The sequence below is a fragment of the bacterium genome (assembly GCA_035308905.1).
In the GTDB taxonomy this organism is placed as follows: Bacteria; Sysuimicrobiota; Sysuimicrobiia; order Sysuimicrobiales; family Segetimicrobiaceae; genus DASSJF01.
Window position 1 is genome coordinate 181,612 of record DATGFS010000022.1, and the last position, 21,183, is coordinate 202,794.

At 67.0% G+C, this 21,183-nt stretch carries 23 protein-coding genes; 15 read left to right on the plus strand and 8 right to left on the minus strand.

Translation table 11 applies throughout. From position 1 onward, the window contains the following. The first annotated feature begins 586 nt into the window (after positions 1-586). The 9 genes from VKT83_06155 to VKT83_06195 all read left to right on the plus strand — a co-directional run bounded on the left by VKT83_06155 (position 587) and on the right by VKT83_06195 (position 8,243). Complete coding sequence (locus tag VKT83_06155; GenBank protein HLY22034.1) at positions 587-955, plus strand: hypothetical protein; 369 nt, start codon at positions 587-589, stop codon at positions 953-955. Between the two features lie 305 nt (positions 956-1,260). Further along, positions 1,261-1,599, plus strand: coding sequence for a DUF4446 family protein (locus VKT83_06160; GenBank protein HLY22035.1), 339 nt, complete (start codon positions 1,261-1,263; stop codon positions 1,597-1,599). Positions 1,600-1,615: 16 nt separating this feature from the next. Beyond that, positions 1,616-2,266, plus strand: a complete 651-nt coding sequence (locus VKT83_06165; protein HLY22036.1) for a phosphoribosyltransferase family protein — start codon at positions 1,616-1,618, stop codon at positions 2,264-2,266. After that, complete coding sequence (gcvT, locus tag VKT83_06170; GenBank protein HLY22037.1) at positions 2,266-3,384, plus strand: glycine cleavage system aminomethyltransferase GcvT; 1,119 nt, start codon at positions 2,266-2,268, stop codon at positions 3,382-3,384. The genes VKT83_06165 and gcvT overlap by 1 nt, the downstream gene beginning before the upstream one ends. Before the next feature lie 10 nt (positions 3,385-3,394). Next, on the plus strand, positions 3,395-3,781 hold the full coding sequence (gene gcvH, locus VKT83_06175; protein HLY22038.1) for a glycine cleavage system protein GcvH: 387 nt from the start codon (positions 3,395-3,397) through the stop codon (positions 3,779-3,781). Further along, positions 3,778-5,121, plus strand: coding sequence for an aminomethyl-transferring glycine dehydrogenase subunit GcvPA (gene gcvPA / locus VKT83_06180; GenBank protein ID HLY22039.1), 1,344 nt, complete (start codon positions 3,778-3,780; stop codon positions 5,119-5,121). Before gcvH ends, gcvPA begins: the two co-directional genes overlap by 4 nt. Beyond that, positions 5,118-6,674, plus strand: coding sequence for an aminomethyl-transferring glycine dehydrogenase subunit GcvPB (gcvPB, locus tag VKT83_06185; protein ID HLY22040.1), 1,557 nt, complete (start codon positions 5,118-5,120; stop codon positions 6,672-6,674). Before gcvPA ends, gcvPB begins: the two co-directional genes overlap by 4 nt. Positions 6,675-6,719: 45 nt before the next feature. Next, positions 6,720-7,589 (plus strand): DMT family transporter, encoded by an 870-nt coding sequence (locus VKT83_06190; protein ID HLY22041.1) that lies wholly within the window; start codon positions 6,720-6,722, stop codon positions 7,587-7,589. Between the two features lie 198 nt (positions 7,590-7,787). After that, positions 7,788-8,243, plus strand: coding sequence for a hypothetical protein (locus VKT83_06195; GenBank protein HLY22042.1), 456 nt, complete (start codon positions 7,788-7,790; stop codon positions 8,241-8,243). A gap of 73 nt (positions 8,244-8,316) precedes the next feature. Here VKT83_06195 and VKT83_06200 read toward each other — a convergent pair whose 3' ends face one another. Next, positions 8,317-9,060, minus strand: coding sequence for a hypothetical protein (locus tag VKT83_06200; protein HLY22043.1), 744 nt, complete (start codon positions 9,058-9,060; stop codon positions 8,317-8,319). Positions 9,061-9,503: 443 nt separating this feature from the next. On the opposite strand from VKT83_06200, the gene VKT83_06205 reads away from it, so the two are divergent. The 5 genes from VKT83_06205 (at position 9,504) to VKT83_06225 (ending at position 13,004) form a co-directional block, all read left to right on the plus strand. After that, positions 9,504-10,430: an ABC transporter ATP-binding protein gene (locus tag VKT83_06205; GenBank protein HLY22044.1), complete on the plus strand. Its 927-nt coding sequence runs from the start codon at positions 9,504-9,506 to the stop codon at positions 10,428-10,430. Further along, a complete protein-coding gene (locus tag VKT83_06210; GenBank protein ID HLY22045.1) occupies positions 10,423-11,208 on the plus strand; it encodes an ABC transporter permease in 786 nt (261 codons plus the stop codon). The genes VKT83_06205 and VKT83_06210 overlap by 8 nt, the downstream gene beginning before the upstream one ends. A gap of 18 nt (positions 11,209-11,226) precedes the next feature. Beyond that, positions 11,227-11,994 (plus strand): hypothetical protein, encoded by a 768-nt coding sequence (locus VKT83_06215; GenBank protein ID HLY22046.1) that lies wholly within the window; start codon positions 11,227-11,229, stop codon positions 11,992-11,994. Next, entirely contained in the window at positions 11,991-12,179 is a 189-nt protein-coding gene (locus tag VKT83_06220; GenBank protein ID HLY22047.1) for a hypothetical protein, read from the plus strand. Before VKT83_06215 ends, VKT83_06220 begins: the two co-directional genes overlap by 4 nt. A gap of 192 nt (positions 12,180-12,371) precedes the next feature. Beyond that, on the plus strand, positions 12,372-13,004 hold the full coding sequence (locus VKT83_06225) for a GNAT family N-acetyltransferase (protein ID HLY22048.1): 633 nt from the start codon (positions 12,372-12,374) through the stop codon (positions 13,002-13,004). Here the strand turns inward: VKT83_06225 and VKT83_06230 are convergent. The 4 genes from VKT83_06230 to VKT83_06245 all read right to left on the minus strand — a co-directional run bounded on the left by VKT83_06230 (position 12,999) and on the right by VKT83_06245 (position 17,575). After that, positions 12,999-13,748, minus strand: a complete 750-nt coding sequence (locus VKT83_06230) for a hypothetical protein (protein ID HLY22049.1) — start codon at positions 13,746-13,748, stop codon at positions 12,999-13,001. The genes VKT83_06225 and VKT83_06230 overlap by 6 nt on opposite strands. A 374-nt stretch (positions 13,749-14,122) precedes the next feature. Then, the gene (locus tag VKT83_06235; GenBank protein HLY22050.1) at positions 14,123-16,774 is read right to left on the minus strand and encodes a tetratricopeptide repeat protein; all 2,652 of its coding nucleotides are present in this window, start codon (positions 16,772-16,774) and stop codon (positions 14,123-14,125) included. 115 nt (positions 16,775-16,889) lie between these two features. After that, entirely contained in the window at positions 16,890-17,084 is a 195-nt protein-coding gene (locus tag VKT83_06240; GenBank protein HLY22051.1) for a hypothetical protein, read from the minus strand. 122 nt (positions 17,085-17,206) lie between these two features. Next, entirely contained in the window at positions 17,207-17,575 is a 369-nt protein-coding gene (locus VKT83_06245) for a nitroreductase family deazaflavin-dependent oxidoreductase (protein HLY22052.1), read from the minus strand. A gap of 57 nt (positions 17,576-17,632) precedes the next feature. Between VKT83_06245 and VKT83_06250 the strand changes: the two genes are divergently transcribed. Then, on the plus strand, positions 17,633-18,523 hold the full coding sequence (locus VKT83_06250) for an LLM class F420-dependent oxidoreductase (protein HLY22053.1): 891 nt from the start codon (positions 17,633-17,635) through the stop codon (positions 18,521-18,523). Here VKT83_06250 and VKT83_06255 read toward each other — a convergent pair. From VKT83_06255 to VKT83_06265, 3 genes are read right to left on the minus strand one after another with little or no spacing between them, the layout of a single operon-like run. After that, positions 18,520-19,326 (minus strand): class I SAM-dependent methyltransferase, encoded by an 807-nt coding sequence (locus VKT83_06255; GenBank protein ID HLY22054.1) that lies wholly within the window; start codon positions 19,324-19,326, stop codon positions 18,520-18,522. The two genes, VKT83_06250 and VKT83_06255, sit on opposite strands and share 4 nt — an antisense overlap. A 1-nt stretch (position 19,327) precedes the next feature. Then, a complete protein-coding gene (locus VKT83_06260; protein ID HLY22055.1) occupies positions 19,328-20,344 on the minus strand; it encodes a TIGR03617 family F420-dependent LLM class oxidoreductase in 1,017 nt (338 codons plus the stop codon). A gap of 7 nt (positions 20,345-20,351) precedes the next feature. Continuing rightward, a complete protein-coding gene (locus VKT83_06265; GenBank protein HLY22056.1) occupies positions 20,352-21,011 on the minus strand; it encodes an MBL fold metallo-hydrolase in 660 nt (219 codons plus the stop codon). Positions 21,012-21,183 lie beyond the last annotated feature (172 nt).

Below are 21,183 nucleotides of genomic sequence, written 5' to 3' on the forward strand. Positions count from 1 at the left end.
CGCTGGCGCCAGTTCGACCGGCGGACAGGGCGTTCAGTTCTGGGCGCACTACAGTGAGCGGCATCCGCACTCTCAGGGCCGAAGGCGCCACGGCCGGCCAGCGAATTGCGAGGCGCGAGATCGTTCCTCATCTCAACGGCAATAGCATGTACCGTTTTGGACGGCCTGGGTCGGCATCCGTTACCGTCCAATCTCGCTCGTACGAGAGTCCAAGATTTGAAGGAACATACTTCGGGGAGGCTTCAAATCCTGACTGAGCCCGTCTCAGCTTTGGAATATGCGCGGGCGACAAGAAGATGGCCGTTCGGCCCGCTTATTGTCTATTGGATTTGCAGCCGACCAATTAGAACGGTTGAGCTATCCTTGCTAGTGTGCGCCAGCGTTGTCATCCCCCATAGAGTGGAGCGAGGTACCATTTCCCAGCATCGAAACCGTGTGCCCGGTGAGCGAGAAGATCGCAATCACTAGAACCGTAGAGACGAGGGCCAGAAATCGTGTCACTGCAGCACCCCCAATGGAAGTTGAGTGACCGAACGGCCAGTTTTTATAACAGTCAAGTGATCCTTTACTGACTGGAGAGTGTCCCGTGAGCGACCGTTTGGTCGCCGAACTGATGCTAGGCCCGGACGAGCAAGCCATAGTCGAACGTGTCTTCGGGGCAGGTAGATCTCATCCGTGGACTGACAATCTCGTTGACGAGATGATGGATTGGATTGGCCGTGTCGCGTTAAGCTACTTGGCGGCTAAGCGTGATCCAGCTGCAATCATTTGTCGCATTCCTGAGTTCAGAGCGTTCTTGGACAGGATTGTGCTGGAGCGCTTCGAAAGCGCTAGGGCAGCGGCTGAAGAGGTTCACGAATTCCCCCCATATCGCGCGGCCGATCACTGGCCCCGTACCGAGTTGCCAGTTGTGAAGGCGGTTATCGCTTGGGCTTTTGACGATTTTCCAGCTTAGTAGTCTGAGTAGCATCCTTCTGTTGACGAACGGGTCCAACGGAACGTAGACGCCCGTGTGTCCTTCATCCGCCTCCATGGGATCCGCCATTTCCACACGATAGGCGTGAGAGCACCGAAGGGAAGGCCTCGCGCGGGATCGAACGAAACGGTCCGGACCTCTCTTAAAGGGAGGATGACGGACTGGACATCCTCCGGAACATCTCGCCGGACACACTCGCATATGTCCTTCTCGCGGCCGCGTGCGCGGCCGCCATTCTGCTTATCGTCCTGCTCGCCCGAGGACGGGCGAAGCAACCGGCCGAGGTGCTCTCGCCGGACGAGGTGATCCAGCAGCAGTTCGCCGCGGTGGCGCGCCGGCTGGAGGCGCTCGAGCGGGGCGCCGCCCAGGTGACCGCGGCGCTGCCGTCCACGGTTCAGAGCGTCAGCATCGTGCGGTTCAACCCGTTCCCGGAGATGGGCGGCAACATGAGCTTCAGCATGGCGCTCCTCGACGCGCGGGCGAACGGCGTCGTGATCAGCGTGCTGAACGACCGCCAGGGATCGCGCATCTACGGCAAGCCGGTGGAGGGCGGGATCTCGCCCCAGAAGCTCTCGGACGAGGAGCAGAAGGCGATCGGCCTTGCGCGCGGACGCAAGGCTTGAGCGGATCCGGACGCCGATGCGGTTTCGCGACCGGCGGGACGCCGGGGAACACCTCGCGCGGGAACTGGGGGCGCTCGCCCTCGGTCCCGCAGCGGTGCTCGCGATTCCGCGGGGCGGCGTGCTGGTCGCCGAGGCGCTCGTGCGCGCGCACGACTGGCCGCTCGACGTGGCGATCCCCCGCAAGCTGCGCGCGCCGCAGAACCCCGAATTGGCGTTCGGCGCGGTGACCGGGGACGGCACCGTGTACGTGGACGCCGCGCTCGCCCGCGCGCTGAGGATCACCGACGCGTACCTGCGCGATGAAATCGACACACAGATCGGCGAGATCGAGCGGCGCCGCATCGCCTACGGCGGGGCGCGGCCCGACCCGGACGTCCGCGGCCGGACCGCGATCGTGGTCGACGACGGGGTGGCGACCGGCGCCACCGTGATCGTGACCGTGCGGATGCTGCGCCACGCGCTCGCCCGCGAGGTGATCGTCGCGATCCCGGTCGGGGCGCCGGACGCGATCCGGCGGATCGAGCGCGAGGCGGATCGGGTGGTATGCGCGCTGCGGCCGCCGTCGTTTGCCGCGGTGGGCGAGTTTTACGAGGACTTCCGCCAGACGACCGACGAGGAAGTGGTGGACGCACTCCAGCGGGCCTGGGCCCGGACGCAGGTGTCGTGATGGCAGACGAAACGCTCAAACGCACGCCGCTGCACGCGGTGCACGTCGCCGCCGGCGCCCGCATGGTGCCGTTCGGCGGCTGGGACATGCCGGTCCAGTACGCCGGGATCATCGAGGAGCACCGGGCGGTCAGGACGCGCGCGGGGCTTTTCGACGTTTCGCATATGGGAGAGGTGAACCTCTCCGGCCCGGGTGCCGTCGCCTTCGTCCAGCGCCTCGTCACAAACGATCTCGCCCGCACCGCGGTGGGCCAGGCGATGTACACGCCGATGTGCACGCCGGAGGGCGGCATCATCGACGACCTGCTGGTCTATCACCTGGGCGGCGGGCGGTACATGGCGGTCGTCAACGCCGCGAACACGGACGGCGACCTGGCGTGGATGCGCTCGCACCTGCCCGGGAGCGGCGTGACGCTCGCTGACGTCTCCGCCGAGACGGCGCTGCTCGCGCTGCAGGGGCCGCGGGCCCCGGCGATCCTGGCGCGGCTCACCCGCGAGCCGGTCGATCTGATCAAGTACTATTGGTTCCGGGAAGGCGTCGAGGTCGCGGGACGGCGCGCGATCGTCTCGCGCACCGGCTACACCGGGGAGGACGGGTTCGAACTGTACGTCGCCGCTAACGACGCGGTGCACCTATGGCAAGCGATCCTCGAGGCCGGCAGGCTGGACGGGATCATGCCGGCCGGGCTGGGCGCACGGGACACGCTCCGGCTCGAGGCCGGGCTCCTGCTCCACGGCAACGACATGGACACGACTACGACGCCGATGGAAGTGGGGCTCGCCTGGACCGTCAAGCTGCAGAAAGGCGAGTTCACCGGCGCGGACGTGCTGCGGCGGCAGAAAGCCGAAGGCACCGCGCGCCGCCTGTGCGGCTTCGTCCTCGAGGACCGCGCCATCGCGCGCCACGGGTTTCCGGTCGCGATCGACGGCAAGCCCGCGGGGGTCGTGACCAGCGGGAGCTTTGGCCCCACCGTGGAGAAGAACATCGGCCTCGCGTTCGTGCCGCCGTCGCACGCGGCGCCGGGCAGCCGGATCGCCGTCGAGATTCGCGGCCGCGCGGTGCCGGCCGCCATCGTCAAGACACCGTTTTACACGCGCCCGAAGAGCGGCGCGGCATAAGGGGGCGCGCATGTACCCGAAGGACCTGCGCTATTCAAAGGAACACGAGTGGGCCAAAGTGGAGGGCAAGGGCGTCCGGGTCGGCATCACTAAGTTCGCCGCCGACAAGCTTTCGGACGTCGTCTACGTCGAGCTGCCCCAGGTGGGCGCCTCGGTGTCCTTCATGCAGACGTTCGGCGTCGTCGAGTCGGTCAAGGCCGTGAGCGATCTGTACGCGCCGGTCTCCGGGAAGGTCGTCGAGATCAACCAGGGCCTCGCCGAGAAGCCCGAGCTGATCAACACCGATCCGTACGGCCAGGCGTGGATGATCGTCGTCGAGCCGAAAGACCCCAAGGAGCTGGACCAGTTGATGGATGCCGCCGCTTACGCCGCAATGGTGGGTGAGGCCACGTCGTGAAGTACATCCCGGCCACCCCCGCCGAGCGGGAACGCATGCTGCGCAGCGCCGGCGTGCGCCGCGTGGAGGACCTGTTCGCCGACATTCCTGCCGACGTGCGGCTCACCCGGCCGCTCGACCTGCCGCCGGCGATGCCGGATCCCGACCTGCTGGCCCACATGAGCGCCCTCGCCGGCCGGAACGTGGACTGCGACCGGCTTGCGTGCTTCCTCGGCGCCGGCGCCTACGACCACTTCGTGCCGAGCACGGTGGCGCATCTTGCGCTGAAGCCGGAGTTTCTCACCGCCTACACGCCCTACCAGGCCGAGCTGATGCAGGGCGAGCTGCAGGCGATCTACGAGTACCAGACGATGATGTGCGAATTGCTCGCGATGGACGTCGCGAACGCCTCGATGTACGACGGCGCGAGCGCGACCGGCGAGGCCGCGGCGATGGCCGCGGACGTGACCAAGCGCAGCGAGGTCCTGATCTCGAGCGCGCTCCACCCGGAGTACCGCCAGGTCCTGCGCACCTACACAACCCATCTGCCGATCACGGTGCGGGATCTCCCGGCGCGGGACGGCGTGACCTCGCCCGACGCCGTGCGCGAGGCGGTCACCGACGACACCGCGGCGGTGATCGTGCAGTCGCCGAACTTCTTCGGGTGCATCGAGGACGGGCAGGCGCTTGCCCAGGCCGCCCACGACCGCGGGGCCCTGCTCGTCGTGGCGATCGCGGAGCCGCTGAGCCTCGGCCTGATCAAGCCGCCGGGCGAGTACGGCGCGGACATCGTGACCGGCGAAGGCCAGCCGCTCGGCAACGCGCTCAACTACGGCGGCCCGTATCTCGGCATCATGGCGACCCGGCAGGAGTTCGTGCGCCGGATCCCGGGCCGGCTCGTCGGCCGCACCGTCGACACCGAGGGTCGGCCCGGGTACGTGCTGACGCTGCAGACGCGGGAGCAGCACATCCGCCGCGCCAAGGCCACGAGCAACATCTGCACGAACGAGGCGCTCAACGCGCTCGTCGCCTCGGTGTACCTCGCCACGCTCGGCCGGCAGGGCGTCCGCGACGTCGCCGAACTGAACGCGCGCAAGGCCCACTACCTGCGCGAGCGCATCGCGCAGGTGCCCGGCTACAGCCTGCCGTTTGCGGCACCGGTGTTCAACGAGTTCGTCGTGCGCTGCCCGGTGGCGCCGGCGGAGATCAACAAGCGCCTCCTCGAGCACGGCATCCTGGGCGGGCTGCCGCTCGGCCGCTTCTATCCGGATCTTGCCGACTGCTGGCTCCTCTGCGTCACGGAACGGCGGTCGCGGGAAGAGATCGACCGGCTGGTCGGGCATCTGGAGACGGTCCAATGACCCCGCGCGACCGCGGAGAGGGCCAGACCGCAACCGCGACGCGGCGGGACCTTCGCCGCCAGCCCCTGCCGGTGATTTTCGAGCGCGGAGCCCGGGGCCGCGTCGGCTACAGCCTTCCGGCGAGCGACGTGCCGGACGTGCCGATCGACCAGATCGCCCCCGACGCCGTGCGGCGGACGGCCGAGCCCGCGCTGCCGGAAGTCAGCGAACTGGACGTGGTGCGCCACTACACCGCGCTCGGCCGCCGGAACTTCTCGATCGACGAGGGATTCTATCCGCTCGGCTCGTGCACGATGAAGTACAACCCGAAGATCAACGAGGACACCGCGCGGCAGGCCGGCTTCGCGCGCCTGCACCCGTACGCGCCGGAAGAGCTGGCGCAGGGTGCCCTCGCGCTCCTCTGGGAGCTCGAGCGGATGACGGCCGAGATCACGGGCATGGACCGGGTGACGTTCCAGCCGGCGGCCGGCGCGCACGGCGAGCTGACCTCGCTCCTCATGATCAGCAAGTATTTCGAGGAGAAGGGCGAGCGGCGCACGACCGTCGTCGTGCCCGACTCCGCCCACGGGACCAACCCGGCGTCCGCGGCGCAGTGCGGCTACCGGGTCGTCGAGGTCAAGAGCGACGCGCGCGGCAACATCGACCTGGAGGCCCTCAAGAGCGTGCTGTCACCCGACGTCGCGGCGCTCATGCTCACCAATCCGAACACGCTCGGCCTCTTCGAGGAGCAGATCCAGGAAGTCGCACGCGCGGTGCACGGCGTCGGCGCGCAACTGTACCTCGACGGCGCCAACTTCAACGCGATCCTCGGCGTGACGAGGCCCGGCGATCAAGGCTTCGACGTGATGCATCTGAATTTGCACAAGACGTTCACCACGCCGCACGGCGGCGGCGGGCCCGGAGCCGGCGCGGTCGGCGTGCGGGCGCACCTCGCGCCGTATCTGCCGGTGCCGACCGTCGAGCGCGACGGCCAGCGCTTCGTCCTCGACTATAACCGGCCGAAGACGATCGGCAAGATGCGCGCGTTCTACGGCAATTTCGGCAACCTGGTGCGCGCGTACACGTACATGCGGACGATGGGCGCCGCGGGCCTGCGCGAGGCGGCGGAGATGGCGGTCCTCAATGCCAACTATCTCTTGAGCCGGCTGCGCGGCGCGTTCGACCTGCCGTACGACCGCGTGTGCAAACACGAGTTCGTGCTCTCCGGACGCCGGCAGCGCGACCGCTACCACGTCTCGACGAAGGACATGGCCAAGCGCCTGCTCGACTACGGCTTCCACGCGCCGACGATCTACTTCCCGTTGATCGTCGAGGAAGCGATCATGATCGAGCCGACGGAGACCGAAAGCCTGCAGACGCTGGACTCGTTCGTCGACGCGATGCTCGCGATCGCGGCCGAGGCGGAAACGGATTCGGAGCTGGTGCGCACCGCCCCGCACGAGACGCCGGTCACCCGGCTCGATGAGGTAACGGCGGCGCGCCATCCGAATTTGAGGTGGCGTCCCCCGTCCGACGCGTCCGGTCCTTCCTCCGGCGAGTCGTCGGGCGATTAGCCGTACGACGACTGCACCGGCCCGCCGCACGCCGCTGACCCCGCATTGACTTCGCCCCTGGCCACCGGGGTCTTCGGTCTCGCGTCCGCGACGTCGTGGGGCGCGGGGGATTTCAGCGGAGGCCTCGCCACCAAGCGGGCGCCGGTCTACACGGTCGCGGCCGTTTCGAAGCTCGCGTCGCTTGCGACGATGTTGTTCTTCGCGTGGCTCCGCGCGGAGCAGATCCCCTCGCTGCACGTGCTCGCCTGGGCCGGCGCCGCGGGTGTCGGCGGGGCGGTGGGACTCATGGCACTCTACCAGGCGCTGGCAGTGGGCGTCATGGGCGTGGCCGCACCGGTGTCGGCGATCATCGCCGCGGCGATGCCGGTGGTCTTCGCCGCCTTTTCAGAGGGATTGCCCACAGGCTGGCAGTTAGCCGGATTCGCCCTCGCCCTGGTCGCGGTGTGGTTCATCTCGCGGCCGGCTGAGGCGGCGATTGCCGGCGGTTCGCGGCAGACCCGCGGACTGAGACTCGCCACCCTCGCCGGGATCGGCTTCGGGGGCTTTTACATCTTCATCAGCGAGGCTCGAGGGGCCGCTGTGTTCTGGCCTCTCGCCGCCTCTCAGTTCATCACGCTCGTGACCATTCTGGTGGCCGTCTGTGCGATGATTCTCGCGCAGAGGCGCGGCATCTTCGAACTCCCGATTCAGGTCATCCCGATGATGCTGCTCGCCGGGCTGCTCGACGCGGGCGGCAATGCGTTCTTCTTACTCGCGGAACACGCCGGCCGGTTGGACGTCGCGGCAGTGCTCGCGTCGCTCTATCCGGCGTCGACGGTCGTGCTGGCACGCCTCATTCTCAACGAGCGCGTATCTCCAACGCAGACAGTAGGGATCGTGGCCGCCCTGGCGTCGATCCCGCTTATCGCAGGATGAACCCACCTCGTCCGCCAAACACCGACGCCACGAGGAATCGCCGGCGCCCATCCTCGGGAGGCGGAGCTCTTGAAGGAACGATTCGAGTCCGAAGGGTTCGAGCATTTCGGCGCGATGCACCCCAGAACGTCTTCCGCGCGTTTGGCCCCGGAATGGAATCGACCCGGCGATTTCGTACTCACCCACGGCAGTCATTGGATGAATCATTTGATCAGCTTCGGGCAGGCGCTCCGATTCCGCGGCGCCGACCGCAAGTACGCGTACTGGAATCACGCGGCGCTGATCGTCGGCGCGAACGGAGACATCATCGAGGCGCTGGCGGCGAATCCCGGCGTCGTGCAGCAAAACCTGTCCAAGTACGCGCCCGGCGAGTACACGGTGGTGCGTGTCACGGCGTCGCCCGAGGACCGGGGCGAAGCGGTGGATTTCGCCCGTTCGTGCCTCGCGGAGCCGTACGGAGCGCTGACGGTCGTCAGCATCGCCCTTTCGTTGCTGACGGGAACGCGATTCAGTTTTGGATTCGAGGGGCAAACGATCTGCTCCGGACTGGTCGCACGAGCGCTGGAAAGAACGCGAGCGATCTTCAAGGCGGAGCCGTCGCACATGATGCCCGCCGACCTCGCCAAGGCGTATGGGGTGACTCCGCCGGGCTAAACGCCGGCAGTTCGCCTACTCTACCGAAGCGACGCGGCTTTGATCTCCACCACCCGATGTTTGATGTTTATAGTCAGGCGCCGCGCACCGCGGCCAAGTCGGTCAACAATTGTTTCACGTCGAACCGGGGGGCGAACGCCGGATCCTTGGCCTCCGACGGAACGATGGCGTAAGCTTCGTCAACGCACTGGTCCCACCAGGCCCATGTCCCCTTCTGGGTATTGCCCCAGGTAAGCACCGTGAGGCCGTTCTGGTCGTACTCAACTGCATAGACGGCGTGGCCGTCGTTAAGCAGCGGTCCCGGCGTCCACGGCTCGTGATCGTTAAACTGTTGTTGGCAATCCCTGGTTACTTGGAACCCGAGGTAGACGCCGCCGAACAGCGACAGCGCCTGCTCCACGTGCGCATGGTTCTTTGGATCGATGGCCGTAAACGCCAAGATCGTGTCGCCGAACATCGCGTTCTTGCCCCAGTGCTTCAGGACATCTAACTCGTTGAGCCCGTTATCCTGGCCGCCGCTCAGTTGCTTGTACTGCGCGACCACGGCCTGGCTCGCCGGGATGTTCGTCTTGTTGTCGAGTCCCTCATAGACGGTCACGGCGTGCGCGGCCGCAGCGATCGTGCAGTCTCCGAGCGTGTCGTTGCCGTCCAACGGGAACAGAGTCACCGGGTTCGTCATGTTGGTGCCTTTGTAGACCCGATTCAGCACACTGTAGGCGGAGGGAGGCGGCGGAATGGTGGGGGCCAGGTAGCTGGCGAACCGCAGCGTACGATAATCGGACTTCTTCGGCTGCTTACCGAAACGGTAGGTCGGCATTGTCGGAACCTCCGTCAATGGCGGTTCGGAGCCGGATTGATCGTGCCGAACACCTCCTTTACGAAGCAGGCATTCCGGAAGCGAAGACGGTCATGCGAACGAGAGTCGTGTCGTGTTTAGCCAAACCGGAGAGCCTTCTCCTCCCAAACACCAGTTTGGCTACGCTCGTGAAGCGTTTGACAAGCCTGCCGCGACAGTGACATAATCCGCTCGCGAACCCGCTTCAGTTACGTCCGGAAGGGAGGCGGTGCACTATGCTGCTCATCCGACCACAACCCACCGTCATCCGCCCGGACGCCTTTCACCGCTAACTCCTTCGTCCGCCACCTATAGCGCGTCCGGCCGCGGATAATACCGTGGCTCTGTCGTACTGCCGTTCGCGCGGCAGCACTGCTCCAACGCGCGCGCGGCTTCGCCGGCTCGACCAAGGAAGGGTGACACCTATGTCCGCCCCATTGCTTCAGGTGGAGAACCTCGTCAAGGATTTCGACGGTTTTCGCGCGGTCGATCAGGTCTCGTTCGCGATCCCGAAGGGGCGCATTATCGGCCTCCTGGGACCCAACGGCGCCGGCAAGACGACGACGATCCACATGCTGCTCGGCATCACGACGCCGACGGCGGGACGGATCACCTATTTCGGTCAAGACTTCGCCACACACCGGCAGGTGTGTCTCCAGCGGATCAACTTCGCGTCATCGTACAACACGCTCCAGGGCCGGATCACCGTCGCGCAGAACCTGATCGTCTTCGGACACCTCTACGGCATCCGGCGGCCGGACGCGAAGATCCGCAAGTGGGCCGATTACTTCGAGGTCACGCCGCTGCTCAACCGGCGGTACTGGGATCTCTCTACCGGCCAGCGCACGCGGGTGAATTTGATCAAGGCGCTCCTGAACGATCCGGAACTGATCCTGATGGACGAGCCGACCGCGGCGCTCGATCCCGACATCGCCGACAAGACGCTGTCGCTCATCGAGGAGATCCGGCGCGATGCCGGCGTGTCGATCCTATACACGAGCCACCGCATGAACGAGGTCACGCGGATCTGCGACGAGGTCATCTTCCTCGACCGCGGGCGGATCTTCGCCCAGGACACGCCGCTCGGCCTCACCAAGCGGATCCGCTCGGCGCAGCTGCGTCTCACCGTGGAGGGCGAACGCGACACGGTCGCCGCCTTCCTTCATGAACGGGAGCAGAGCTTCCGGTTCACGCAGGACCACACCGTGGTGATCGATACGACGGAGCAGCAGATTCCGGCACTGATCTTCGGACTGAGCGAGCGGGGCGTGTGGATCACCGACATCGAGGTCGAAAAGCCGACGCTCGAGGATGTGTTCCTGAAGATCGCGCGGGGTGAGACCAATGTTTGAGCGGATTCGGGCGGTCCTGCTGCAAGAGCTGTACATCACACGGGGGTCGCTGGAGATCGTCGTCGATCTCTTCTACACGTCGCTGATCACCGTGGTGGTCTTCGGATTCGTGTCCGGCTTCCTCACCGGCGTGATGAACCCCAACACCGGATCGTACCTGATCCTCGGCATGCTCTTGTGGGACGTCATCCGCGTGAACCAGTACTCCATCACGGTCGGGAGCCTGTGGAACATCTGGTCGCACAATCTCAGCAACATGTTCGTGGCGCCGCTGTCGCTCGCCGAGTACGTCGCCGCGCATATGCTGTCGGGCCTGCTCAAGACGCTGGTGATCTTCGGGATGATCTCGACGATCGCCGCGGCGTGGTTTCACTTCCAGATCTGGCGGGTGGGCGTCATCAACCTGGCGCTCTTCTTTACCAACCTGACGATCTTCGCGTGGGCGATCGGGCTCGTGCTGCTGGGCGTCGTCTTCCTGATCGGCACGCGGATCCAGGCGCTGGCGTGGGGCGCGGTGTTCATCTTTCAGCCGCTGAGCGCCGCGTTCTTTCCGCTCCGCGTGCTGCCGCCGGCGGTGCGGACGATCGCGTACGGCATCCCGGCGACGTGGGTCTTCGAAGGCGCGCGCCGCGCGCTCGTCAACCCGGCGGTCGACTGGACCGCGGCCGGCATCGCGTTCGGCGAGAATATGCTGTATCTTGGGGCTGGCATCTGGGCCTTCTATTTAATGTGGGCGCGGTCGCGCGAGACCGGACAGTTCGCCCGCAACGACGGTTAGGCGGGAGAGAACGCGACCATGACGTGGATCTTCTTGGTGCTGGCGACGTTCCTCGCGTCCGCCGTCGAGGCCGTCGAAGCGCTCACGATCGTGCTGGCGCTCGGGGTCACCCGCGGGTGGCCGTCGGTGCGGCTCGGCATCGTCGCGGCGGGGGCCGCGCTCGCGGTCCTCATCGCGGTGCTGGGGCCCGGCCTCCGAATGATTCCGATCGACACGCTGCGCCTCGTGGTCGGCGCGTTCCTCTTGGTGTTCGGTCTACAGTGGCTGCGCAAAGCGATCCTCCGCGCCTCCGGCTTCAAGGCGCTGCACGACGAGGACCAGGTATACAAACGGCAGGTCCACGAGGCGATGGCGGCCGGGCAGGCGCCGCGGACGGGCATGGACTGGTACTCTTTCACGGTCTCGTTCAAGGGCGTGTTTCTCGAAGGGGTCGAGGTCGTCTTCATCGTCCTGACGTTCGGGAGCGCGCACGGCAACCTGCCGCTGGCGATCGGCGGCGCGGCGGCCGCGGTCGCGGTGGTCTCGGGCGCGGGGTTCCTTGTCCACCAGCCACTCGCCCGCGTCCCCGAGAACGCGATGAAATTCGCGGTCGGCCTCATGCTCACGACGTTCGGCATCTTCTGGGCCGGCGAAGGCATCGGCATCGACTGGCCCGGCTCGGACGCCGCGATTTTGGCGATCCTGGCGTTCTTGACGCTGTACAGTCTGACACAGGTGAGATTGCTGAGCCGCGGCCGGGCCCGCCGGCTCGCAATGGCCGGTTCGGCCGGAGGGGCGCCGCAATGAGCTACCTCGCGTCCTTTCTGGCCTTCTGGAAAGATCTGCTCATCGGCGACGACTGGACCCTCGCCGCCGGCGTCGTCGTCGCGCTCGCCATCTCCGCGGCGCTCGTCCACGCGGCGATCGTGCCGTGGCTGTGGCTTCCCATGGCGGTCGCGTTCGTGCTCACCGCGTCGCTCCGGCGCGCCTGACGGGACACGCGGATACTCGCTAACCGCCCGCGCGCCACGCCGCCAGAGATACTCGCGCGCTTCGATGCGGAACGCGCCGATCCACCGCCCGAGCCCGGCGTCCGGTACGAGCGAGCTGGAAGCATTATCCGAGCTATCGGTACCTGGAACGCCGTCGTCGCTTCACGGCTCACGGCCGCTACGGCGGATGCGGTGATCGCTGAGGAGGTGGCGTTCTTTCGCTCCCTCACGCCCGAAACCGGGCGAACACTCGAGTGGAAGGTCTATGGCCACGACCTGCCGGCCGATCTCGGATCCCGGCTTGCCGCCGCGGGCTTTGAACCCGAGGAACCTGAGACATTGATGGTCTTCGACCTCGCGGGCGAAATCCCAAGAGAAACTCGCGACGGCGCCCTGCGTTCAGCGGCCATCGAGATCCGCCGCGTGACGGACTTGCGCGGGCTCACCGATTTCCTCGATGCCGCCCGGGTCGCATTCGGCCGCGATGAGTCGTGGCAGGCGGCGCGCATGAAAGAATTTGCCCCGCGCCTCACCGACTCCGCGATGCGCCTCTATGTAGCTTACGCGGACGGACAGCCTGTTGCGAGCGCCCGCGGGGAATTTCCCGCGGGACGGTCCTTTGCCGGCCTGTGGGGCGGCGCCACCATCGCCGAACACCGCGGCCGCGGCCTCTACCGCGCGCTCGTCCACACTCGCGCCGACGAAGCCCGGCGCCTCGGATACCGCTATCTCAGAGTCGACGCGCGCGCGACGAGCCGGCCGATCCTGGAACGGCTCGGCTTCATCGCGCTAACGCGGATCGTCGAGTGGAAGCTCGCCTTATAGATTCCCGGCGCGGGAGTTACGCACCGCGACGTCTACCCATTCGCGCACGCTGCCGCCGGTTGGTTGCGGCAGGTTGTTGATCGTCGGCCGGGGCACCCCCCAGTGGTGGTGGCACTGGTGCCAATTGCCGGTTTGCGGGTTCAGCCAGGTGATGTAGCCGCCGGGCAAGACGCGTCTGGGCGCCGGTATGGCGTCCTTGAAGCTGTAGCGCGCCCCTCGCGTCCCGACAGGTTCGTAGAACTGCGGGGTGACAAAGTCCGACACGGCAATCCCGTGAATCCGGTAGGCGTAGACCTTCGCCTCACATGGATCGCACGCTTCAACGAGGTAGTCGACCGTGCCGGATCCATTGACGATTTTGCCGCCGTTGAGCTTGATCGACGTCGAGTGACACATGCGGTTGCCGAACGGGTCGACAAGCATCTCGACGATTTCGTGGCTGACCGTCCTCGTCCAATAGGCAACATCGGCGGGATTCGCCATCACTCTGGCGTACGGCTGGTGACGTTCGTCGCGATGAAATCCGTCGCGTTCGCCGGGGGCCAGTCTCGCGACGAGCCACACGGGCCACACACCGGCCGGCGCTTGGCGGACATTCCGTACGTGCCGGACGTTCGCCTGGACGTTCCAGAATCGGGCCACGTCGCGCGCCACCTGAATGTTGATCGCGGCCGCGGCGTCCGCTACCAGGTGGGCATCGAATTCACCCCTGGGGTCGATGATCCCGATTTGCGTCACCGGCATTGAGGCACCTCCCTCGAGGGAGCTGCGGACAATACGACACACGAGCATGCGCTGCTGAACACGGCGCCAACAGCCGGCGCCGCCGGCCTTACGAAACGGCGATGTGGTCGGCTAGGGTCCGTTGTCGATGTGAAACATGATGACGCGCTTCCACCGCTTTTCCTTCCGCCCTCTGTGGAGCAGCACGTGGACCTGCCCGGGTTTCTGGTCCACCGTATAACTATCGCGCTTCCCGGCGTGAAGGTGTGTCACACTGGCGTGTCCGGATGCTCGAAAACGCCTCGCGAGTTTCAGCAACTCCTTCGTGAGGGGCCCATACGTCGGCGCTTTGCGCTTTGCCATGCTGTCCTCCCCCTTTCGTTGCTCGATCTACCCTACCGTTCTTGGCCATCGCCCTCAGGGTCGCCGTTCAGCGCGTAGTCGATGGCCTGTTCCAACGTCATGGCGGCTCCTTCGTCCACGAGTTGTGCGAACGTCTCATCGCCGAGCGCGGCGCGCGTGGCCTGGGTGCTGGACTCGTATTGGCGGCGATCGGGAGTGGTGAGAGATGCGCCCAGCGCGCTGAGCAGGGTTCGAGCAGCGCCAAGTATGCGGGCCGCGCGCCGGTAGTCTCCCGCCAGCACGGCGGCTCCTGCGAGTCCGCTTAGGTACCCGGCGATTCCAAGCTTATGGACCAGCTGCTTTGCCGCCGCCAGCCCCTCCTTCAGGAGCCTGGCGGCGGTGTCGGGATCGCCTTCCCGCAGCGCAACGTAGCCGAGATTCCCCGTCGCCGTTGCGACACCCCGTTGGTCTCCGGCCTCGCGGGCGAGCTCGAGGCTTTCCTCGTACACGGCACGGGCGGCTCCGTAGTCGCCTTCGGCTCGGGCCACCTCGCCCAAAAAATTCAGCGATATCGCGATACGGCGCTTGTCCCCCACCTGCCGCCGCAGCGCGAGGCTGTCGATATGAAGCCCCTTTGCCCGATCAAGCTCGCCCTGATAGAAGGCGACGCTCCCCAACAGGTACAGGGCACCGCCCATTCCCGCCGCGTCGCCGAGGTCTCGAAATATTGCCAGGCCTTCCGCGCCGAGTGCGGCCGCGGCCCGGTAGTCTCCCTGCCGCCAGGCGAGAAACCCCGCCTCGCGCAGAACCTTCGCCCGGAGAGCGTCTCGGGCGGGGTACCGGCGAAGCATGGTTTCGAGCCACATGCGGCCCTCGCTGAAGTCGCCCCGCACGTACCAAAACTGCCACAGCCCCAATGCCAGACGCATTCCCGCGTCCGCGCTGTGCTCGTCGGCTGTGCTCCATTCAAGCGCGGCCCGCAGGTTGTCGTACTCGGCCCGCAGCCGCCGGAGCCACGCCACCTGGTCGGCGCCGCCCAATTCCGTTTCCGCCTGCTCTGCCAGCCCAAGATACCAGTCGCGGTGCCGGCTGCGAACCGCGGCAGATTCGTTCGCCTCGACCAGCCGCTCGGCGCCGTACTCCCGGACGGTCTCGAGCATGCGATACCGGACCTGGTCCGTCTGCGCGTCCATCACGACGAGCGACTTGGAGATCAGCTGCGTCAGAAGGTCGAGGACGTCGGAGACGTCGATGCCGTCGCCCGCGCAGACGGCCTCGGAGCCTTCCAGCGTCCAGCCGCCGGCGAAGACGGCGAGACGCCTCATCAACGCCCGCTCCTTCGGAGACAGGAGATCATGACTCCAGTCGAGCGCGCCGCGAAGCGTGCGCTGCCTCGGCGCCGCAGTCCGACTGCCCCCGGTGAGCAGACGGAATCGTTCGTCCAGCCTTGCGGCGATCTGCTCCACGGACAGCACGTGGACGCGCGCCGCCGCCAGTTCGATCGCGAGCGGAATGCCGTCCAGCCGGCGGCAGATTGCCGCCACGGCCTGCGCGTCCTGCCCGGCAGGGGCAAAGCCGGGCCGGAGCGCCGCGGCGCGTTCGATGAACAATCTCGGCGCCTCGTATTCCATCAGATCCGCGGGTGACACGCCGTCCTCGGAGGCGGGAACGGAGAGTGACGGCACCGGCCAGACCACTTCCCCGGGCACACTGAGCGCCTCGCGGCTGGTGGCAAGGACGCGCGCGCCGGGACACGACCGTGTCAGCGTTCCTACCAAGACGGCGCACGCCGCGGCAAGATGCTCACAATTGTCGAGGATGAGCAGAAGCGAGCGCGAACGCAGGTAGTCCAGCAGCGTTTCCTCGATCGTCGAAGCCGGCCCGGCCCGCACGTTCAGCGCCGATGCGACGGTATTGAAGACGAGACCGGCCTCCGCAAGCCCGCCGAGCTCCACAAACCACACGCCGTCCGGAAACCGCTCGGCCAGCCCCGCGGCGGCCTCGATAGCCAGACGCGTTTTGCCGGCGCCGCCGATCCCCGTAAGGGTAAGGACGCTCGTCGTGAACAGGAGACGCCGGATCTCGCCGAGTTCCTGCTCCCGTCCGACAAAACTGGACTGGCGGGCCGGGAGGTTATTGGGGGCGGCATCGAGCGACCGCAGCGGCGGGAACTGCTCGGGCAGATCCGGGTGAAGAACCTGAAAGATCTTCTCCGGCTGCGGAAGGTCTCGAAGGCGGTGCGAGCCGAGGCCCCGCAACGCAATCCGCGCCGGACGGCCCTGAATCAACGTCGCCGCCGCCGCCGACACGAGAATCTGCCCCCCGTGGCCGGCCTCGCAGATGCGGGCCGCCCGGTGCAGATCGAATCCGACGAGCTCGCCGGCCTCCGCCGCCGGTTCGCCGGCATGAATGCCCATCCGCACGCGCGGGATAATGCCCTCCGGCCAGGGATGTTCAAGGATGGCGAGTTGCGACGTGACGGCCGCGGCGACCGCGTCCTCGGCCTGCGCGAATGCCACGAACAAGCCGTCCCCCTGGTGTCCGATCTCTCTGCCTCCTCCGCGGCGGCAGATCGTCAGAAGCAGGCGGCGGTGATCCGTGAGCACGCGGGCGTAGCGGCTGTCCCCCAGGTGCCGGACGAGATCCGTTGAACGCTCGATGTCGGTGAAAAGCAGTGTGATCGCCCCGGACGGCTGTTGGGACATGTTAAACCTCCGGGTGCCAATATCAAATGAAATTTGATGATCGAGCGTTCGACGCATGGCCGGCCGATCCTTTCGTGCGCCGCTCGAGTCACCTTCCAATTGGCGCGTCACACGGTCAGTCGTCCCCTCCGCCACTGACCGCGGCCGTTTCCCGGTCTGCCGCGAGCAGGGCCACCTCTTCCATTTGCACGAGCGTGCTGCCGCCGTCCAGTCGCTCGGATCGATGCAGATGATAGATGGACACGATTGAATCGCCGAATCGCGGCGTGGCTTCCTTAAGCGCCCCGCACGCGCATCGGAACCAAGCCATCGCCCCCACCTCCCTCCGTTTTGCCGATCTCATTGTGAGGCCGCGGAGACGTGAGTGCCGTGATTCGGCTTACACCACCTGTGTGAACTTGCTCACATGGAGATCGGGGTGGAGACAGAGTTTCAACCCGCGGCCGCGGGCGGGGCCGGCGTGATCCGGACCGGCAGACCGTCGCCCCAGCCGAACTTGCCGCGCGCCAAGTCCTGGACCGTGTTCCACGTGTCCGCATCCCGGGTCTGATCCAGAACCGCGGCCGTCGCGTCGAAGGTGCGGTCGCCGACGCGGACCCTCACACGCGGGTTGCGGGCGATGTTCTTGACCCAGTCTGCCCGGTGGAATGTTTCCGCGAAGATATAGAAGCTGCCGTGGTGAACGACGAACCAGATCTCGATTTCATGCGGGCGGTTCGAGACGCGTCCGGTCGTCGTGAGATACAGGTAAGGCAAGTCGCGAAACGCCTCCAACGACTCGGGCCCCGACCGGTCCGGCACAGCGGCTGCCTTCGATGACGGAGGAAATCCGACCCGCACGCTCCGAACAGCCATCGCATGAAAATCGGCGTCGTCTTCCCGCAGATCGAGAGCGGCACGGACCCCGGCTTCATCCGCGACTACGCGCAGACCGCGGAATCGCTCGGGTACGATCACATCCTGATCTACGACCACGTGGTGGGGGCGAACACCGCGAGCCGACCCAAGTGGAGCGGGCCCTACACGAGCAAGAACACGTTCCATGAGCCTTTCGTCGTCTTCGGCTACATGGCGGCGTGCACGCAGCGCATCGAACTGGCGACGGGCGTGATCATCCTGCCGCAGCGGCAGGCCGTGCTCGTGGCCAAGCAGGCGGCCGAGGTCGACGTCCTGAGCGGCGGGCGGCTCCGGCTCGGGATCGGCGTCGGCTGGAACGACGTCGAGTTCGACGCGCTCGGCACGAATTTCCACGACCGCGGCGCGCGCTGCGTGGAGCAGATGAAGGTCATGCGCGCCCTATGGACTCAGGAGACCGTGACGTTCGAGGGCAAATGGCACCGCATTCCGGACGCCGGCATCAACCCGCTGCCGGTGCAGCGGCCTATTCCGCTCTGGATCGGCGGAGAGTCCGAGATCGCGCTGCGCCGGGCGGCGCGCATCGCCGACGGCTGGATGTCGAGCCGTCCCATCCGGCCGGCGGGCAAGCAGCCGGCCGGGGAGCCGGCCCGCGAGCATCAGGTCGAGCGGCTCCGGGAGCATTTGGCGGCCGCCGGGCGGAGCCCCAAGACGTTCGGCATCGAGGGCCGCGCCGCGATCGCCGACGGCGGACCCGACCAGTGGCGCCTGCAGATCGAACAGTGGCAGAAGCTCGGCGCCACCCACCTCAGCGTCAACACGATGCAGGCGGGCCTCCCGAACCCGCGGGCGCACATCGACGCGATCACGCGCTTCCGCGAGGCGACCCGCTAGCGCCGCACCGCCACCACTTCGAGGTACTCCGACAGCACCTTGACGGTGCCGTCCTCGGCGCGGTTGTGACGGCGGAGCAGCGCCACAAGATCCCGCTCGTAGGCGTCCCGCTGCGCGGCGTCCAGGGCCGCGAACATCTTGCGGGTGGGCCCGAAGTACTTCCGGCGGCCCTCCAGCCACTTCTCCTCGGACAGAGCGCGCATCGCCGCGCGCCGTGCCTCCGCGCGCAGCGATGCGACCCCGGCGCCCAGCAGCTCCGCAAGACACTCCTCGGTTCCCCACCGCGCGGGCGGCCGAAGACCCGGCGGCGGCGGCGCGTACCCGGAGGTGACGGAGAAGATCTGCCCCATGAAGGACCCGGGCGTCCAGCACGCGAGGCCGATCGTGCCGCCCGGCCGGCAGACGCGCAGCAGTTCCCGCGCCGCGCGCTCCTGGTCCGGCGCGAACATCACGCCGAACGTGGAGAGCACGACATCGAACGTCCCGTCATCGAACGGCAGTTGCTCGGCGTCTCCCTCTCGAAACGTGATCGACAGCCGTTCCGCCGCCGCCCGCTCCTCGCCGCGCGCGAGCAGCGCGGGGACGAAGTCGAGGCCGGTGACCCGGCCGCCGCGCCGGGCCGCCGCGAGCGCCGTATTGCCGCTGCCGGTCGCGACGTCGAGCACCGTCTGCCCGGGATGAATATCCACCGCCTCGCAGAGCAGTTCGCCGACGAGGATGAGTCCGGTCGCGAGTACGGAGAAATCGCCGTCCGCCCAGGCCTCCTGCTGCCGCCGCTTGATGGCCTCGAGGTCGCTCATCATCTCATCCCTCCTGGAAGGCACGCGCCATACGCGCCCACCCCGCCTGCTCCTCGAGCGTGAACGGCCAGTACGAGGCGACGCGGTCGGCGAGGCCGGCGTAGCGTTCTCGCAGTTGATGGCCGATCTCATCGTACGCGCCGCGGATGACGATCGCATCGAGGAGACCGTCCGGCACCTGTCCGGCGATCTCGCCCATGCGGCCCTGGCTGACCATCTGCCTCAGGCGGTCGGCGACGTCGCCGTAGCCGAGAATCTCGAGGAGCAGCCGGTACGTCGGCGTCGAGCCGTAGAAGGCGATCCGGCCGCGCGCCCGCGCGAGCGCCGCGGCCCGCGCGTCCGGGGTCTCGCCCGGGGCGATGATCACCGGCGCATATAATTGAAGATCCGCGCGTGACCGGCCGGCCCGCTGGAGCCCCTCGGCGAGGTGCGGGAGCACGAACTCGCGCAGGTAGGTCACCGAATGAATCGGGTGGAGGATGAAGCCGTCGGCCACCTCGCCCGCCAGCCGGCAGAGCACTTCGTTCACGCCGGCGATCAAGATCGGGATTGCGGGCTGGGGGTTCGGGCCCGGATTGAAGAACGGGCCCATCAGGTTCAGGTTGTAGTACTTGCCGTTGACCCGCAGCGGCGCGCCCTCCTGCCACGACCGCCAGATCGCCCGCACGGCGTGCACGTACTCGCGGAGTTTGGGCGCCGGCGGATCCCACGGCATGCCGAACCGCCGCTCGATGTGCGCCCGGACCTGCGTGCCGAGCCCCAGCAGAAACCGGCCGCCGGAGAGGCGCGCGAGATCCCACGCCGTCTGCGCGGTGAGCATCGGGCTGCGGGAGAACGCGACGGCGATGCCGGTGCCGAGCTCGAGCCGGGAGGTGTGCAGCGCCGCGCTCGTGAGCGCCACAAACGGATTGTGCTTCGTATCGTTGGCCCAGATGCCGGCGAAGCCGGCGTCCTCCGCGGCGCGCGCCACCGCGGGCACCTCGGTGAGGGCGTCCATCGCGAGCGCGCAGTCGAGCTTCACGGCACCGCTACTTCCAGGACATCACCCAGACTTCGCGGCTCGCGGGCAGCTTCGCGCGGTCCACGGTCACCGTGCGGCCGACGTCCTTGGTCGCGCCCATGACGCCGAGGAAGACCTTGAGGTCTTCGATGGGCAGCTTGGCGCTCGGTTCGGTCTTGTAGTGCATCGGGATCACGACTTTGGGCTGCAGCCTGTCGAGCACCTGCTTGGCCTGCGCCGCGTCGATCGTGTAGTACCCGCCGACCGGGATCATCACCACGTCAGGATGGCCGATCGCTTTGACCTGCGAGTCGTCGAGGAGATGGCCGAGGTCGGCGAGGTGGACGATGCGCAGTCCTTCGGTCTCGAGGATGAACACGGTGTTGCGGCCGCGCTGGGAGCCCTGGGTGTCGTCGTGATAGGTCGCAACCGACGACACCAAGACCTTGCCGACCGGCTGCTTGACGATCTTCCGCCAATCGCCGTCCGTGAGTCCCCGCACAACGGGCGGCTTGCCTTTGGCCATCGCGACGTTCGTGTGGTCGGCGTGCTCGTGGCTGATCAATACGGCGTCCGCGTCGACCGACGGGACCGGGTAGCCGACTTTCTCGTCGTAGGGATCGATCAGGATCTTGGTTCCGTCTCCCTCGATGAGGAACGTGGCATGGCCGAGATAGGTGATCTTCATCGCATCCTCCCTTCGCGGCTCCGGAACAGGGAAAGCGGAAACGGGGCGGAGTGACCGGGGCACCGCGTGGCTTGGTCCGGCCTTCGATGCGGCAGGCCGGGTCTCCCGCATCGTCGGGCACGAGCGAGCCACGGCGCGAAATTGCGCGATATCGCGGCGTCCGGGCAGCCAA

Excerpts from the sequence above, each read along its gene's own strand:
- VKT83_06195 (HLY22042.1), top strand. The coding sequence starts at position 7,788 with ATGAATCATTTGATCAGCTTCGGGCAGGCGCTCCGATTCCGCGGCGCC.
- gcvT (HLY22037.1), top strand. The coding sequence starts at position 2,266 with ATGGCAGACGAAACGCTCAAACGCACGCCGCTGCACGCGGTGCACGTC.
- gcvPB (HLY22040.1), top strand. The coding sequence starts at position 5,118 with ATGACCCCGCGCGACCGCGGAGAGGGCCAGACCGCAACCGCGACGCGG.
- VKT83_06205 (HLY22044.1), top strand. The coding sequence starts at position 9,504 with ATGTCCGCCCCATTGCTTCAGGTGGAGAACCTCGTCAAGGATTTCGAC.
- VKT83_06230 (HLY22049.1), bottom strand. The coding sequence starts at position 13,748 with ATGCCGGTGACGCAAATCGGGATCATCGACCCCAGGGGTGAATTCGAT.
- VKT83_06235 (HLY22050.1), bottom strand. The coding sequence starts at position 16,774 with ATGTCCCAACAGCCGTCCGGGGCGATCACACTGCTTTTCACCGACATC.
- VKT83_06240 (HLY22051.1), bottom strand. The coding sequence starts at position 17,084 with ATGGCTTGGTTCCGATGCGCGTGCGGGGCGCTTAAGGAAGCCACGCCG.
- gcvH (HLY22038.1), top strand. The coding sequence starts at position 3,395 with ATGTACCCGAAGGACCTGCGCTATTCAAAGGAACACGAGTGGGCCAAA.
- VKT83_06250 (HLY22053.1), top strand. The coding sequence starts at position 17,633 with ATGAAAATCGGCGTCGTCTTCCCGCAGATCGAGAGCGGCACGGACCCC.
- VKT83_06210 (HLY22045.1), top strand. The coding sequence starts at position 10,423 with ATGTTTGAGCGGATTCGGGCGGTCCTGCTGCAAGAGCTGTACATCACA.
- VKT83_06215 (HLY22046.1), top strand. The coding sequence starts at position 11,227 with ATGACGTGGATCTTCTTGGTGCTGGCGACGTTCCTCGCGTCCGCCGTC.
- VKT83_06200 (HLY22043.1), bottom strand. The coding sequence starts at position 9,060 with ATGCCGACCTACCGTTTCGGTAAGCAGCCGAAGAAGTCCGATTATCGT.
- VKT83_06220 (HLY22047.1), top strand. The coding sequence starts at position 11,991 with ATGAGCTACCTCGCGTCCTTTCTGGCCTTCTGGAAAGATCTGCTCATC.
- VKT83_06265 (HLY22056.1), bottom strand. The coding sequence starts at position 21,011 with ATGAAGATCACCTATCTCGGCCATGCCACGTTCCTCATCGAGGGAGAC.
- VKT83_06255 (HLY22054.1), bottom strand. The coding sequence starts at position 19,326 with ATGATGAGCGACCTCGAGGCCATCAAGCGGCGGCAGCAGGAGGCCTGG.
- VKT83_06165 (HLY22036.1), top strand. The coding sequence starts at position 1,616 with ATGCGGTTTCGCGACCGGCGGGACGCCGGGGAACACCTCGCGCGGGAA.